General features: G+C 74.0%; 12 protein-coding genes. 1 reads left to right on the top strand and 11 read right to left on the bottom strand.

Annotated elements, in window-relative coordinates; genetic code table 11:
* Positions 1-41 precede the first annotated feature (41 nt).
* The 8 genes from ACW14Y_RS40240 to ACW14Y_RS40205 all read right to left on the bottom strand — a co-directional run bounded on the left by ACW14Y_RS40240 (position 42) and on the right by ACW14Y_RS40205 (position 10,640).
* The gene (locus ACW14Y_RS40240) at positions 42-989 is read right to left on the bottom strand and encodes a quinone oxidoreductase family protein (RefSeq protein ID WP_456985321.1); all 948 of its coding nucleotides are present in this window, start codon (positions 987-989) and stop codon (positions 42-44) included.
* Positions 990-1,075: 86 nt separating this feature from the next.
* The gene (locus tag ACW14Y_RS40235) at positions 1,076-2,401 is read right to left on the bottom strand and encodes a preATP grasp domain-containing protein (RefSeq protein ID WP_456985320.1); all 1,326 of its coding nucleotides are present in this window, start codon (positions 2,399-2,401) and stop codon (positions 1,076-1,078) included.
* A gap of 264 nt (positions 2,402-2,665) precedes the next feature.
* Positions 2,666-4,744: an MDR family MFS transporter gene (locus ACW14Y_RS40230; protein WP_456985319.1), complete on the bottom strand. Its 2,079-nt coding sequence runs from the start codon at positions 4,742-4,744 to the stop codon at positions 2,666-2,668.
* A gap of 224 nt (positions 4,745-4,968) precedes the next feature.
* Positions 4,969-5,931, bottom strand: a complete 963-nt coding sequence (locus ACW14Y_RS40225; protein WP_456985318.1) for a hypothetical protein — start codon at positions 5,929-5,931, stop codon at positions 4,969-4,971.
* Positions 5,932-6,013: 82 nt separating this feature from the next.
* Complete coding sequence (locus tag ACW14Y_RS40220) at positions 6,014-6,460, bottom strand: peptidase inhibitor family I36 protein (protein WP_380308557.1); 447 nt, start codon at positions 6,458-6,460, stop codon at positions 6,014-6,016.
* Positions 6,461-6,876: 416 nt separating this feature from the next.
* On the bottom strand, positions 6,877-8,133 hold the full coding sequence (locus tag ACW14Y_RS40215) for a COG4705 family protein (RefSeq protein ID WP_456985317.1): 1,257 nt from the start codon (positions 8,131-8,133) through the stop codon (positions 6,877-6,879).
* Between the two features lie 107 nt (positions 8,134-8,240).
* Positions 8,241-9,434, bottom strand: a complete 1,194-nt coding sequence (locus ACW14Y_RS40210; protein WP_402723992.1) for a hypothetical protein — start codon at positions 9,432-9,434, stop codon at positions 8,241-8,243.
* A 216-nt stretch (positions 9,435-9,650) separates the two neighbouring features.
* Positions 9,651-10,640 (bottom strand): alpha/beta fold hydrolase, encoded by a 990-nt coding sequence (locus ACW14Y_RS40205; protein WP_456985316.1) that lies wholly within the window; start codon positions 10,638-10,640, stop codon positions 9,651-9,653.
* 142 nt (positions 10,641-10,782) lie between these two features.
* On the opposite strand from ACW14Y_RS40205, the gene ACW14Y_RS40200 reads away from it, so the two are divergent.
* Positions 10,783-11,397, top strand: a complete 615-nt coding sequence (locus ACW14Y_RS40200; protein WP_456985315.1) for a helix-turn-helix domain-containing protein — start codon at positions 10,783-10,785, stop codon at positions 11,395-11,397.
* Between the two features lie 59 nt (positions 11,398-11,456).
* On the opposite strand, the gene ACW14Y_RS40195 is transcribed toward ACW14Y_RS40200, so the two are convergent.
* From ACW14Y_RS40195 to ACW14Y_RS40185, 3 genes are read right to left on the bottom strand one after another with little or no spacing between them, the layout of a single operon-like run.
* Positions 11,457-12,686 carry a cytochrome P450 gene (locus ACW14Y_RS40195; protein WP_456985314.1) on the bottom strand — a complete coding sequence of 410 codons (1,230 nt, stop codon included), beginning with the start codon at positions 12,684-12,686 and terminating at the stop codon, positions 11,457-11,459.
* Positions 12,683-13,867, bottom strand: a complete 1,185-nt coding sequence (locus ACW14Y_RS40190; RefSeq protein ID WP_456985313.1) for a sulfotransferase family protein — start codon at positions 13,865-13,867, stop codon at positions 12,683-12,685. Before ACW14Y_RS40190 ends, ACW14Y_RS40195 begins: the two co-directional genes overlap by 4 nt.
* Positions 13,864-15,333, bottom strand: coding sequence for a pyridoxal phosphate-dependent decarboxylase family protein (locus ACW14Y_RS40185; RefSeq protein WP_456985312.1), 1,470 nt, complete (start codon positions 15,331-15,333; stop codon positions 13,864-13,866). The genes ACW14Y_RS40190 and ACW14Y_RS40185 overlap by 4 nt, the downstream gene beginning before the upstream one ends.
* Positions 15,334-15,656 lie beyond the last annotated feature (323 nt).

The raw sequence follows: 15,656 nt of genomic DNA, 5'->3' as shown, positions 1-15,656 counted from the left end.
CCGGGCTGCTGGGCTGCTGGGCTGCTGGGCTGCCGGAAGGTTCAGTCCTCCCGGTGGACGTCCACCAGCACCTTGCCCATGGTCTCCCGGCCGGCCAGCGCCCGGTGCGCCCCGGCCACCCCCGACAGCGGCACGGTCCGGTCGATCCGTGCCACCAACCGCCCGTCGGCGGCGAGCCGGAACAGCCGCTCGGCGATCCCCGCGAACAACACCCGGTCCGCCAGCACGTGCTGGAGCCATAAGCCCACCAACCCCGCCGAGCGGTCGGCCAGTTCGTCAACGGAGAAGGTCTCCTCCGCCCCGCCCCGGGAGCCGATCGAGAGCAACCGGCCGAACGGCGCCAGCGCGTCCAGCCCGACGCGCAGCACCCGGCCGCCGACCGAGTCGACGAACAGGTCCACCCCGCCGGGCTCCGACCCCGCGACCAACCGCTCGGCCAACTCGGGGTCACCCGGGTCCAGCGTCCGGTCGGCCCCGAGAGCGCGGACGAACTCCCGCTTCGCCGGGGTGGAGGCCAGCGCGAGCACCCGGCCCGCACCCAGTTCCCGCGCCAGCTGCACCGCCAGGTGCCCGACCCCGCCGGCGGCGGCGGTCACCGCGACGGTCTCGCCCGGCCGCAGCCGCCCCGCGAGGGTCAGCGCGGCGTAGGCCGTCGCGCCCTGCTCCAGCAGTGCGAGCGCCTGCTCGTCGTCCACGGCGTCCGGCAACTCCACCGTGTGGGCCGCCTCGGCGCGGGCCACCTGGGCGTACCCGCCGCCGGAGCGCAGCAGCGCGGCCACCCTCCGGCCGTCCCCGCGCCGACGGCCGACCACGTCGGCGCCGAGCACGGCGGGCAGCGGGTACCGCGCGTACTCACCGGTGCGGCAGTGCAGGTCCGCGTAGTTGAGCCCGGCCAGGGTGACGTCGATCAGCACCTGCCGCGGACCGGCGACCGGCTCCGGCACCGTCTCGGCGCGGAACTCCTCCGGCCCGCCGTAGCGGTGGATCACCGCCGCCCTCATCCCGCCACCGCCCTCATCCCGCCACCGCCCTCATCCCGCCGCCGCCCTCGTCCCGCCGCCGGCCGCGCCCGGGCTCATCCGGCGAAGAGCGCGAGCAGCTCGGCCTCCAGGGCGCGGGCCGCCTCGGGGCTCTCGGCCACCACGCAGTACATCACCGAGCCGTCGGCGGGCGTGAAGTCGCAGCTGTAGAGCACGCCGGTGCCGGTCTCCGGGCTGAAGGCCAGCCCGGCCGCGGCGATCCCCGCCACCGCCTCGGCGAAGGAGGGCACCTTGAGACCGGCCAGCTCCAGAATGCAGCGCGAGCCGCGGTGCTCCTCGCGCAGCAGGCGGCCGAGGAACGCGTCGTGCAGGTGGCTGGAGCCGGTCAGCCGGCCGTTCGTCTCGTGGAAGCGGATCTCGCCCTTGGGCGTCAGCACGGCGTCCGCACTGACCCTGCCGCGGTAGCCGATCGCGCGCAGCGCCTCGCACAACCGGGCGCCCTGGGCGACGAGTTCGGCCCGGGCCTCGGCGTCCGGGGTGACCGGCGGGGTGATCTCCCCGACCACCATCGGCCGCATCACCATCTCGCCGCAGCCGACCAGCACCACACCCGCGTCGTCGATGGCGAACTCCGCGTACAGCGGCGCGGAGTCGGCGAAGTACTGTTCCACGACGACCCGTTGGCCGCGGCCGGCGGTCAGCCAGGTCCACCGCTCGGCGACGTAGACCGCCACCGCGGCCCGGTCCGCCAGCACCACCACCCGTTCGGCACCGGCCGGGTCCACCCGCTCGTCCCGGGCGAGGATCTCGTTGCCGAAGCCGCCCGCCTGGAACTCGACCTTCACGATGACGCTGTGGCCCTGCCCCAGCAGTTGCTCGACCGCGTCCTCGACCTCGGCGGGCGAGGCGACCACGCGCCCGGGCGGGATCGGCACCCCGACGCCGGCGGCCACCGCCCGGAACCCGGCCTTGCTGTTCACCAGGGCGTTGCCGCCCTGGGCGGCGAAGGCCTGACCGGGCATCGCGTGCGCCAGACCGAGCGCGGCCGCCAGCCCGGCCACGGCGCCGTTCGGTGTGATCGGCAGCACCTCCGTGACCGTCCGGCCCGCCAGGACCCGGCCGAGCTCGGCCCTGAAGGCCGGATCCGCCAGCCGGTCTCCGGTGATCATCCGGTCGCCCTGGGCGCCGGGCGGCGGCACCACGAAGGTGAGGCTCGCGGCCCGCACCCCGGTCAGCCCGGTGACGTACGCGAGGTACTCCGGGTCGGGGACCCAGGGCACCACCAGGACGTCCCCGTCCTTCGCCCACCAGAGGATCCGCTGAGCCCCGTACCCGGAGGCCAGCTGCTCCGGCGGTGACATCGCGGCGAGGTCCCCGACGATCTCCTCGGTGCGGTTGTTCGCGATGCAGAGCGTCGTCATCTGGTGAACCCTCCCGGGGTGACCGGTGCTGGAGCGGCCCTGGTCCCACGCACGGCACGGGTGTGGCGTGCGCTACCGGTCTAGCGCACCGGGATTGTTCCGGCTCGGTCCTCGGTCATTGAACAAAACGCCGAACAATCCGGTCCTCGCCGAGCCGGCCGCCCCGGGGTCTGCCCGTGCCTTCGGGAATCACCCGAACGACGCAGCCGCTCTCCTCGCGCGGCCGGTGGTCGCGGTTCTCGGCGCCGCCGGGTCGGGAGCCGGTCAGGACGGCTCCCGCACAGCCGCCACCGCCTTCTCCCGGACGTGGGCGGGCAGGCCGTTGGCGAGGTCCTCGACCAGCAGTCGCCAGGCGATCGCCTCGGCCGCCGTCCGCAGCTGCGGGCTGCGGGGCCGCCCGGCATCGGCTTCCAGGCGGTCGTTGAGCCAGTCGGACCAGGCACGGGCGAGCGCGCGCACCTCGTGCGTGCCGGTGGCGGTGAGGGCCAGCCGGTCGCCGTCGCGGGTGAGGTGCCCCTCGCCGGCCATCCGCTCGAACACCGGCTCCAGGACCTCCGGCGGGACGCGCTTGCGGGCGCCGATCAGCGTCAGCGACGCCTGGCCGACCGCCTTGGTGTGGCCGGCGACCTCCATCAGCGCCCAGGCGCCGGCGAGGTCGACCCGGGTGTCGGCGCCGCCGACGATCGAGCGGACCGTGTCGAGGTCGGCCCCGCGCACGATCCGGCCGACCGCCGACTCCAGCTGCTGGTCCGAGTCGCCGCTGGTCGGCTGGGCGAAGCCCTCGCCGAGGTCCGTGGAGCCCGCCCGGGCGGTGTCCCGCAGGTGCACCTGCTTGAGGAAGAGCGCGACCACGAAGCCCAGCAGGGCCACCGGCACGGTCCACAGGAACACGGTGTGCAGGGCGTCCGCGTAGCCCTGCACGATCGGCGCCGCCTGGTCGGCGGGCAGGCCGTGCAGGCCCTGCGGGCTCTCGGCCACCCGGGTGAGCGCCGCGGGGTCGGCGCCGGTCGAACGGGCGGACTCGGCCACTCCCTCGGCCAGCTCGGTCCTGAGGCTGTTGGCGTAGACGGTCCCGAACACGGCGGTGCCGAAGGAGCTGCCGATGGTGCGGAAGAAGGTCACCCCGGAGGTCGCGGTGCCGAGGTCCGCGTAGTCGACGGTGTTCTGCACCGCGATGGTGAGCACCTGCATGCTCAGCCCGATGCCGACGCCGAGGACGAACATGTAGCAGGAGGCGAGCACGGTACCGGTGTCCGGCTCCAGGCGGGACAGCAGGTAGAGGCCCAGGGCCATCACCAGGGTCCCGACGATCGGGAAGATCCGGTACTTCCCGGTCTTGCTGACGATGTTGCCGCTGGCGACGGAGGCGAGCAGCAGGCCGATCACCATCGGCAGCATCCGCACGCCGGAGACGGTCGCCGAGTCCCCGTCGACGTACTGCAGGAAGGTCGGCAGGAAGGTCAGCGCGCCGAGCATCGCGAAGCCGACGATGAAGCTGAGGACGGAGCAGACCGCGAACACCGGGGTGCGGAACAGCCGCATCGGCAGCATCGGCTGGACCGCCCGGGTCTCCGCCCAGCAGAACAGTCCGAGGGCCACGGCGCCGCCGACGAACAGGCCGATGATCACCCCGGAGGTCCAGGGGTACTCGTTGCCGCCCCAGCTGGTCGCCAGGATCACCGCGCTCGCACCGACCGTGACCAGGGCGATGCCCAGGTAGTCGACGACAGGCCGGACGGCCGCCCGCACCGAGGGGATGGTCCGGGCGGCGGCGACCACCACGACGACGGCGATCGGCACGTTGACGTAGAAGGCCCAGCGCCAGGACAGGTGGTCGGTGAACAGCCCGCCGAGCAGCGGCCCGATCACCGTCGCCACGCCGAACACGGCGCCGATCGCGCCCTGGTACTTGCCCCGCTCGCGCAGCGGGATGACGTCGGCGATCAGCGCCATGGCCGTCACCATCAGCCCGCCCGCGCCGATCCCCTGGAGCGCGCGCCAGGCGATCAGCAGCGTCATGTTCGTCGCCAGGCCGCACAGGAACGAGCCGGTGATGAACACGATCGCGGAGATCTGGAACAGCACCTTGCGCCCGTAGAGGTCGCCGAACTTGCCGGCCAGCACGGTGGCCACCGTCTCGGCGAGCAGGTAGGACGTGACCACCCAGGACATGTGCGCCGCCCCACCGAGGTCCGCCACGATGGTGGGCAGCGCGGTGCCGACGATGGTCTGGTCCAGGGCCGCCAGCAGCATGCCGAGCACGATGGTGGCGAAGACGACGTTCCGCTGCCGGACATCCAGCACCGGCGGGGCGGACGGCGGGTTCTCGGTGTCGACGGTCATGCCGACAGCCTCGCCGCAAGGCCGCGGGCCCCGCGATCGGGCTCCGTCGTCCGGGTGAACGGGGGGCTCGGCGGGGCCGGCCCCGGGAGCGGCGGGGCCGGACGTTGTTGCCGCCGGACCCCGCCACCGGAGCGGGGCGGGCATCGGCGCCCCGGTCGCCACGGGGCCGGGCACCGGGCGCGGTGGACGGACCGGCGGAAACGCCCGTGCGACGCTCCTCGCGCTCAGCCGCCGGGCAGCGCGGCGATCTGCTGCGCGAGCCGGGCGGCCTGCGCGTCCCGCTCGATCTTGAGCGCCGCGAACGCCTCCGGCTGCTGGGCGATCGCGGCCTTCTGGTAGTCGGCTTCGACGGCGAACCAGAGCCCGACCAGGTTGGTGCGCGTCTTGCACTCCACATCGGTCTGCGCCATGCGGATCTCCGCGGCGTCCGGCTCGGGTGCCTTCACGGACGGCAGGTCCGCTCCGGCCTCGACCGGGTTCGGCGCGGTGAACCCGGCGGCGCGCATGCACTCCGACCAGCGTCCGAAGACCTCCTTCACCCGCGGATCGGCCATCGAGCGGGAGAAGCTGTCGGCCTTGGTCTGCCCGGCGAGCTGGGACGCGCCGCCGCCCGGGCCCTGTCCGCCGGGCTGCAGCGACCGGAGATCGGTGTTCACCTTGCCCTGGCAGCCCCCGGTCGGCACCGCCTGGCCGTTCGAGCTGGTCAGCGGCTTGCCGGTGGCGTCCCGGCCGAGCAGCAGGGCGTTCTCCGCCGGGGAGAGCGTGGCCCGCGGAGTGGCGGTGTCGCGTTTGGGCAGGTGGTAGCCCCAGGTGCTGACGCTTGCCGGATCGGTCAGGCCGTAGCGACGGAACAGGAGGGAGTCGGAGGCCGAGACGACCGGAGCCGGTGCGATCGGCAGGTCGAAGCCGTACTGCTTCATGCAGACGGCGACCTTCTTGGTGTTCAGCCACTTCAGCTCGGCCGACTGCTGGGGCGTCAGCATGTACTCCGCGATCGGCAGCTGGAGTTCGGCCACCTGCGAGGGCTCGGGCGTGGGGGTCGCCACCACCGCGGGCGGGGGCGCCGCGGCGGGCGGGTCGGCGGCGGGCGGCGGCGCGGCCTGCCCGGAGGAGCAGCCGGTCACCGCCAGGGCGATCAGCACCGGCGCCAGGAGCCGCCCTCGGCGGACTCTCGCTGCGGCAGTCACGGCTGTTCTCCTTCGGGTTCGCGAGGCGGCCTGCCCGCCGGTGTTCGTTCCGGCGGGCAGGCCCTGGCCACGGGGCGGATCGTCAGACGGTGGGGCAGAAGGAGCGCGTGGCGTCGTCCAGGGCCATCGACGCCTCGTTGTTCCTGAGCCACGGGGTGAGGTTGCCGCCCCGGTTGGGGCTCAGCCAGTTCTCGTCGCCCATGTAGTTGGGGTAGACCCAGATGCCGACGTTGCAGGCGCTCGCGTTCTCGGCGGAGGCGGCGTTGTTCCGCACGGGGTTGCCGTCGCTGAAGTTCCCGCTGATCGTGGGAGTGGCGACGACGTTGCTGCTCCAGATGCCGCCGCCGTGGTTGGGGCTGTACCAGAGGCAGTAGTAGCCGCCCTTCTGGGCACAGGTGAACGAGTTCCAGTTGTCGATGTTCTCGACGCTGGCGTTGGCCTGGCCGCCGAGGCCGCCCGGGCCGCCGAGCACGAGCGCGGCGGTCGCGCCGATGAGGGCGAGGCGGGATGCTGTCTTCTTCACGGACATGTCGAGTTCTCCTCCGTAGGGCAGATCGAGTGGTACGAAATCCGGTCCCCGAACCCGAGAGGGCAGGCGAAGCTGCCCCCTCGGCGGGAAACGGTAGATCCACTTCCGAATCGCTGTCTGCACGGTTTGCAGCCAATCCGTGGCCGATCCACCTGCCCCCGCGCCCCCGCCGGACCACCGGCCCCGCAGCGGAACCGCGGATTCACCGGCCGTTCCCCGGCACACACCGGAACCGGTGATTCCCGCAGGCAGCGGTCGAAGCCGAACCGCTCGCCGGGCACGACCGGGGACGGACGCGTCGTCGACCCGCACCGGCCGGTGCGGGTCGACGACGCGTCGCAGGGCGGCACCGGACCCCTCCGGTACCGCCCTACGACGCGCCCGGGCAGCGCGTCGCCTGGCCGGCCCGGCGCCGGTCAGCCGAGCGAGGCGAGAAGGGTGTCCAGCGCCTTCACCTCGGTCGCCCTGTCCGGCCTGGAGGCGCGCAGTGCCTTGAGGGCCTGGTCGATCTGCCCGTCGAGGAGCGTCCACGCCTGCTGGTTCCTGGGTTGCAGGGCGGCCTGGTCGTCGTCCCAGGCCTTCTCCAGGTCGGCGATCCGGGCGGTCGCCCCGGCCTGGTCGCCGGAGTCGAGCCTGGTGAGGGTGTCGGCGGCGACGGTGCGGAACTTCGCCACCTCGGCGGCGGGGAACGAGGCGGTGGCCTGCTCGGGGGTGAGCGGGGCGGCGGCCGCTCCCGCCGAATCGCCTTCCTCGCTCGCCGCGGCGGCGTGCGGCTGCTGATGCGCCCAGACCAGGAGGCCCGCGGTGGCGAGGGCCACGACGGCGTAGTAGCCGAGCATGATCCTCTCGCGGGACGGGTCCGCCGCCCGCAGGGCCCGGTCCTCGCTCCGGGACTCGAGGACGTCGGCGCGGCTTCGGGTGAGGTGCAGGACGGTGGCGAGGATCGCGGCCAGGAACAGCACGCTGGTCACCGCGGTGCCCAGGCCCAGGCCACCGTCGCCCCTCGGCGAGGCGAACCAGTCGCCGAGGTTGGCGCCGAGCGGGCGGGTGAGGATGTAGGCCAGCCAGAAGGACAGCACCGTGCTCGCACCCAGGCGCCACGCGAGCACGATCGACGCGATCAGGCCCAGCGGCAGCAGTACCGACACCCCGGGGGTCCAGCCGGTGAGCTCCAGGGTCCAGTCGCCGGTCGCGGTACCGAGAGCGAAGGTGACCAGGACCGCCAGCCAGTAGCACAGCTCCCGGGGGCGGGTGACGATGCTGTGGATCGACAGCGTCCGCTCACGGGCGTACCAGATGCCGAACACCGTGGTGAGCACCAGCGTGAACACGCTGCTGCTCACCACGAGGGGCACGCCCTGGCTGTCGGTGAGGATGTCGGTGTAGAGCGTGCCGGTCACACTCAGCACCACGACCGTGAGCCAGTACACGAACGGAACGTACCGCCGGGTGCGCAACTGCCAGGTCAGGACGGCGGCCAGGACGACCGTGAAGATCAGCGAGGTGTTGACCAGCCCCACGCCGAGGGTCGTACTGATCCAGTCGGCGAAGCTCTCGCCGACCGTGGTGCACAGGATCTTGATGACCCAGAACCAGACCGTGACCTCGGGCACCTTGTTCAGCAGCCCGTGGACGTCGGTCACGGCGGAACGCCGTTCAGTGTTGGTAACCATGCGGCCGAGGCTCGCACAACGAACCTGAACGCAACCTGAGCACCGGTCCCGGGTGGTGCGTCCGCCGGGCGGTAGCGGCCGGCATGACCGCTCTCCCGGGCGGAGGGTCAGGGCTGGGTGATCCGGCTCCAGCTGAAGGGCCCGAACGAGGTGTCGGTCGTCGGGTGGTGGGCACCCGGGGTGACGGTGAGCTTCAGCCACTCCAGCGGCACGGTGCTGCCGTGGACGACGATGCGGTGGAAGTTCGGGACGCTGTAGCCGGGGTGGCTGTTCCAGGCGTCGGAGGAGCAGACGTCCTGGTCGCCGGCGCAGGGCGCGCCCTGGCTCAGCGGGTTGTCCGAGCGGTACACGTGGGAGTCGCCCATCAGCAGGAGCACCGGCTTGGCGAACGCGGCGGTGTGCGAGGCGAGGCTCGCGACGAACGGCTCGTAGCCGGCGACGTGGGTGGCCGGCTTGCCGTCCAGGTCCCACATGTCGGCCTGGGTGGTGACCACGACCGACGAGACGGCGCCGACGTGGGCGACGGCGAAGGCGGTGTCGAGCCACCGCAGGTCGGCGGCGGTGCGCCGGGCGGCCTCGTCGAGCTGCTCCTGGGAGGCGGTGGGCGCGCCGTACCAGGGGTCGGCGTCGTTGTTGGAGCCGCCGGGGACGTTGATGGTGACGAACAGCGTGCCGTTCTTGATCCACAGCACGTTCTCGACGTACCGGGCGTCCTCGGGGTGTGCCCGGTCGGGGAGTTCGGCCTGGGACAGCACGCGCAGCGTGCCGCTGCCGAGGGTGTGGCCGGCCCGCGGGAAGAAGTTCTTGCGGACCAGGTCGAGGTTGGCGACCGGGTTGCCGGCGGCGTGGTCGACGGGCTGCCCGGTGGCCGGGTCGAGCACGGGGTCGATCTTCCCGGTGGCGGCGTTGTACTTGCCGCCGCCCTCGGCGGCCTTGTGGCAGTCGGCCCATTCGTTGTCGCCGGGGGTGTAGACCAGCGGGTCGGCGAAGGTCTTCCAGAGCGCGGCGACGGACTCGTCGTACGCGGCGGTGCAGTACTGCTTGCCGGAGTGGATGTCACCCACGTGGACGACGGTGCTGACGTCCGGGTCGGCGTTGACGTTCGCGATGAACGCCGGCGTGGCCAGGAACTCGCTGGTGTCGCTCGGCGAGGTGCCGTACGGGGCATCGCCGTACACGGCGAGGGTGAACGGCGCGCGGGCGCCGCGGGCGTGGCCGCCCTGGCTCGCCGTCGCGGTGGTGGCCGGCACCACGCTCAGCGCGAGGGCGAGGCTCGCGGCCGCGTACATACGTCTGTTCATCTGCTGTCTCCCGGAGGGTGCGCCGTGGGAAGGGCCGTGCCGTGCGAAGGGCTGTGCCGGAAGCAGCGTGCACCGCTCCGGGAACGGCCGGGTGAACACGGGTTCAAGGGATCGCCGCGGAATTGACGGCCCGCCGGGGCGGCGTCCGGGCGCCGCCGGCGTCCAGCGGGGTGGTCGGGCACCGGAGCGCCGTGCCCACCTCGCCGCCCCGCCGATTCAGCTCCGGAGGGAGGCGAGCCAGGCGGTCAGCAGGTGGTTGACCTCCTCGGGGCGCTCCTGCTGGATCCAGTGCCCGCAGCCGTCCAGGATGTGGCTGGAGACCAGGCCGGGGAGGGTGGTCGGGAAGGCGTCGATCGCGTCGGCCATCCAGGTGGTGGAAGCGTCCAGGGCGCCGCCGATGAACAGCGACGGCTGCTCGATCGGGGCTCCGCCGTACGGGGCGAGGTCCTCCCAGTCGCGGTCCATGGTGCGGTAGCGGTTGAGGGCCCCGGTCATACCGGTGCGCTCGAACTCCCCGGCGTACACGTCGAGGTCGTCCTGCGTCAGCCAGGCGGGCAGCCCGCCGCGGGGAAAGCGGTCGCGCAGCCGGCCGCCGGTGCGGGCCACGAAGTGCGGGTCGGGCTCGCCGTGGGCGGGCATGGTGTCGGCGGACATCGCCGCGTAGAAGCCCGCGAGCCATCCCCGGAGGTCGGGCTCCATCTCCGCTTCGGCCCGGCCGGGCTCCTGGAAGTAGGAGACGTAGAACTCCTGGTCGCCGCCCATCCGCGCGAAAACGTCGGTGGGGCGGGGGCCGCCGGGCGGCGTGTAGGGGACGCTCAGCAGGCCGACGGCACGGAAGACCTCGGGGTGGAGCAGGGCGGAGGCCGCCGCGATGCCGGAGCCCCAGTCGTGCCCGACGATCACCGCGCTCTCCTCCCCCAGGGCGCGCACCAGGGCGAGGTTGTCCTCCACCAGGTCGAGCATCCGGTAGGCGTCCGTCGCGGCGGGCCTGGAGGAGCGGCCGTAGCCGCGCACGTCGAACGCCACCGCCCGGTACCCCGCCGCCGCGAGCGCCGGGAGCTGGTGGCGCCAGGAGTACCAGGACTCGGGGAAGCCGTGGACGAGCAGGACCAGTGGTCCGGTGCCCTGCTCGACCAGGTGCAGGCGTCCGGCGGGTGCCTCGACGGTGCGGTGACGCGGGTGGGCGGACGGCGCGGGCCGGTGCATGGCTTCTCCTCGGTTCACGGGCGGTCGCGGTTACCCGTCGATCATGGGGCGCGGCGGCCGCCCGGGGCGAGCAGCGTTGCCGTTCTGGCAAACTGGCAGCACAGCGCGGTGCACGGGCAAGACCTCGAGGAGCTGGGCGACGGTGACGGACGACGGCACCGCCGACATCCTGGCGGCCATGGGCCCCCGGCTGCGGACCGCGCGCGAGCGGAACGGTGCCACGCTCAACGGCGTCGGCCGCGCGACCGGGATCTCGCCGAGCACGCTGTCACGGATCGAGACCGGCCGGCGGAAGCCGACCCTGGAGGTACTGCTGCGGCTCGCGAAGGCGTACGGCATCTCACTGGACGAGCTGGCCGGCACCGCGTCCGCCGCGGCGGACGGACCGCGTTCCCCCGCGCCGCAGCGGTCCGCCCCTGCCAAGGCGGTGCTGCCGCTGACCCGGTACGTCGGGGGCCTGCACGCCCACAAGCACGTCCTGCCCGCCGTCGACGCGCCGCCGGAGCGGCCGCGGCAGGTCTCCCACGACGGGTACGAATGGCTGTGCGTCCTGTACGGGCGGCTGTGGCTGGCACTCGGCGACCACGACCTCGTGCTGAGCGCCGGGGAGGTGGTCGAGTTCGACACCCGCACCGCCCACGGAGTCGCGAACGCCGGGCCCGGCGGACCGGTCGAGTACCTGATCATGTTCGGGCCGCAGGGGGAACGCCTTCGACCGCGCACTCCGGCCCTCCGACCCGGTGGTACGGGGCTCTGACCGGACCGTTCCACGGCGCGGACATCGCGTGTCCGGACCTGGGGACGGGGCGGAGCGGATCACGGGGCGTGCGTCCTGACGGGCAGGCGCTCGACCCCGCCGATCAGGGAGCCACCGAGGAAAGGCAGCGCGGTGGCGGGCTCCGCGAGACGAAGGTGCGGTGCGCGGTCGGCGAGCGCGCCGATCGCGGTCCGTAGTTCCAGCAGTGCCAGGTCCGCGCCGATGCAGCGGTGGGGGCCGTGCCCGAAGGCGAGGTGGGGACCCGGCGGGCGGGTGATGTCGAAGTCGTCGGGTCGGACGAAGACAGCGGGGTCGCGTCCGGCGTGCGCGTGGGAGGGGACGACGGCCTCCCCGGCCCTGATCGTGGTCGCCGCGACGGTGACGTCCGCCACGGCCAGGCGGGGCAGCCCGACGTCGGCGATGGTGTCGAAGCGGAGGATCTCCTCGACGGCCGGCCGGAGCAGTGTCCGGTCCGCGCGCAGGGCCTGCCACTGGTTCGGGTGGTTGAGCAGGGCCAGGACGCCGTTGGTGAGGGTGGCGGCCGTGGTGGCGTGTCCGGCGACGAACAGGTTGACGGCGGTGGCGAGGAGTTCGGGCCGGCTCAGGTGTCCGGCGGCGTGGGCGTCCCGGAGCCGGTGGAGCAACCCGCCCGGCACCAGGGCGTCGGCGGTCCGCGGGGAGAAGAACAGTCGGTCGTAGTGGGCGCGCAGTGCCTCGTGGCCGGCCCGGGCCCGCTGGGGCGGCAGCGACGTCAGGGAGAGCTTGTGCCGTGCCCACTCGACCAGCGGCGCACGGTGCGCGGAGCTCACCCCGAGGATGTCGCACACGACGGCTTCGGCCAGCGGGAGGGCGAACGCACGGTGCAGGTCGACCGGTTCGGGGCCCGTACCGGCGTCGAGGACCGCGTCCAGCAGACGGTGCACGTGACCGTCCACCGCGGGGGCGAGGCGGGCGACGCTGTCGCGGCGGAAGGCGGGGGCGCAGAGCCGGCGGACCCGGGTGTGGTCCGGCGGATCGAGGCCGAGCAGGCTGGGCTCGTCGCGGTCCGCCAGGGTCCACCGGGGCCCGCCCGGTGCCGTGAGCATGGCCCGGCGGCTGAACCGGCGGTCGGTGAGGACGCGCAGGACGTCGGCGTGGCGGACCGCGAGGTGCGCCGGATCGCCGCTGGGCAGGGTGATGCGGGCCAGGCCCGGCAGGGTCAGCAGCCCGTTGTGGGGCATGGGCGACAGGCAGTGGGCGCGGTCGAAGGGATAGGGCAGCCGGCCGGGGTGCGGAGCGGCTGTCGTCATGACGTCGCCTCCGGATCGTGGGACGCGGGTCGCGGACCGGCGGGCGGCAGACCGCAGGCCTCGCGGGGGTGGACGTGCTCGGGACGCGGGTTGCGCGAGAGGTGGTCGTGCCAGCGCCGGCGCAGGGCGCCGTCGGCGGTCAGCCCCAGCCAGTCCACCACCCGCCGGGCGGTGGTGTCGGGGTCGGCCACCAGGTCGGCGAAGCGGACCGTCAGGCATCGGTCGGCGACCGACGGGTCGGTGGTGAAGGCGTACATCCTCGACAGTCCGGCCTGCGTGGCGGCGGTCATGTCCCGGCCGATCTCCACGGGGTCGACGGCCTCGCTGCGCTTGCGGCGGGCCGCCGACACGAGGCCGCAGACGGAGCCGATCGCCTCTTCGCGGCCGCGTTCGAGGACGACGAACCTCGCGCCGGGGTGGACTCGGTCCAGAGCGGGCAGGTGCCACAGGTGGGCGGGGCTCTTCAGGACGAGCCGGGACCAGGCCGGCGCCGGACGCCGGGCGAGGATGTGGGCGAGCTGGGCCCGGTGGAGCGTGTAGGCGGCCGTCAGGTCCTGCCCGGCGAGCCAGGACGCGTAGGTGGGCACCCGATAGCTGAGCAGGCCGAGGACGCTGTTGCGGAAGTCCGTGTTCATCAGGTGTTCGCACTCCTCCGGTTCGTTCGCCCCGGTGGGGTGGACGCGGGCCAGATCGGGTGCGGTCCGGACCAGATCGGCCACGTGCCGCTCGGCGTCCGCGAACAGATCCGCCGCCCGGAGCCCCGGCGGGGTGACCGGCGCCAGCAGCTCCCACAGACGGGGGGCCCGCAGCGCCGGATGGTGGGCGAGCAGCCTGTGCAGCAGGGTGCTGCCGGTCCGCGGCAGGCCGACCAGGACGACGGGAGGCTCCTGCCGCACCGGCGGTACGGGCAGGGCGTGCAGCCACAGCCGGGTGCACAGCGCGCGGAGCAGGGTGTCCCGCGCCTCGGCCCGGCCGGCCGGGCTGAGCCGGGCCTCGGTCTCCAGGGCCTGGACGAGCAGGTCCAGGGCCGGTCCGTGACCGGGTGCGCCGAAGTCCGCCAGACCGGTGCGGCGTACCGCCTCGGCCCGCAGCGCGGCGGCGTCGAGACGCTCGACGGGTGCGCGCCCGCGACCGTTCCCGTCCGCGGAGAGTGCGCGGCCCGGCACCGGCCCCGCGTTCACGGGGCGGCCCCCGGCCGCCCCGTGGGCGCCGTTCGAGCCCTCCACAGCTCGGCGACCCGGTCGACCAGGGCGCGGAGCCCTTCGTACCGCGCACGCGGGTTGATCACACAGAGCCGGAAGACCCTGCGGCCGGCCACGGTCACGCCGACCACCATGGCCCGCCCCTCCGACCGCAGGTCGTGGCAGACCTCGTCCACCGCCCGGTCGGTGTCCTCCGGGGACGGGAAGGGCCCGGTGGCGGGCGGCAGCGCGCGGAAGGTGACGACGGCGAGGGAAGGACCGGTCACCACCTCCAGCCCGGGCCGGGCGGCGATGTACGCGGCGATGTCGTCCGCCATCGCCTGGCCCCGGTCCACGGCGGCGCGGAAGGCGTCCGCGCCGAACACCTTCAACGACAGCCACAGGCGCAGTGCCCGGAACTCCCGCGTCTGCTCGATCCCCCAGTGGAGGTAGTCCACCTCGCCCTCGTCGTGGCCGGTGGTGCCCGCGTCCAGGTACCCGGGGAGCCCGACGCCGAACGCCCGCGTCAGGCGGGTCGGGTCGCGCAGCAGCACGCATCCCGTCCCGGCGGGCTGGAACAGCCATTTGTGCGGATCGACGCTCACCGAGTCCGCCGCGTCCAGGCCCGCCAGCATGCGGCGTCCGCGCTCGGTCAGCGCCGCGGCGGCGCCGAACGCGCCGTCCACGTGCAGCCACAGGCCCTCCTCGCGGCAGAAGGCGGCCAGTTCGGGCAGCGGGTCGACGTCACCGGTGGCCGTCGTGCCCGCGTTGGCCACCACGAGGAAGGGCCGCAGACCGGCGCGGCGGTCCCGGGCCACCTGCCGGGCGAGGCTGCGCAGGGGGATCCGGCGGTGCGTGTCCCCGGGCAGGACCCGGAGGCGGTCCTCGCCGATGCCCAGGACGTGCAGGGCGCGGGGGACGGAGAGGTGGGTCTGGTCGGAGAAGTAGGCGGTGGCGCCGCGGGCCTCGGTCCCGACGAGCGCGTCGCGCGCCGCTGTCAGGGCGGTCAGGTTGGCGGCCGAACCGCCCGACACGAACAGACCGGACGTCCCGGGGGCCAGGCCCATCAGCTCGGCCAGCCACCGGACGGTGGCCGACTCGATCGCGCTGGAGACCCTCCCGGTGAAACGCCATCCGGTCGGGACGGCGAACCCGGCGGCCAGCGCCGTTCCCAGCACCCCGGTGACGGTCCCCGGGGAGGGCACGAACGCGAGGAAGTCCGGATGGTCCGGGTGCGCGTTGCCCTCGCGCAACAGCCGGCCCACCTGGTCCACCAGGGCGATCGGATCGTCCGCGGGGGCGTCGGGCAGGGGCTCGGAGCGCAGCCGCACCGCTTCGGCGGCCGAGCCCGGCGAGGCGACCGGAAGGCCTCGGCACCCGGCCCCGAGGTGTCCCGAGAGGATCTCCCACACCCGGTGACCCAACGCGGTCACCGTCTCCGCCGGCAGGGTCAGGGAGGCGTTCACCGGACGGCCCCCCGCAGGCGGTCCGATCCGCCGCGGATCCCGCCATTCGTCCGGCGCTCCGTCAGCCCCGCCATCACCGCTGGTGTCCATGGAGTCACACTGTGGTACTTCCGGTGGGGGCGTGACAAGTACGCCCTTCGGGTCCGCCGCCCGGAGCCCGAGCCACGAGCGTGCCTGGCGGCACCGCCGCGCAACGGCCGGCGGTCCGCGGCGGCTCCTCGGCGGCGGGCTGACGCGCGTACCCGCCGGGCTCCGGGCCCGGCGGGTACGCGGTGGTGCGGGGGCGTGGTAGGGCAGGGGCTCGTGGGGCCTGCCAACTGTTC

Source organism: Kitasatospora sp. cg17-2 (genome assembly GCF_054031055.1).
The sequence above is the reverse complement of the archived record's forward strand: the minus strand, read 5'-3'. Positions and strand labels throughout refer to the sequence as shown.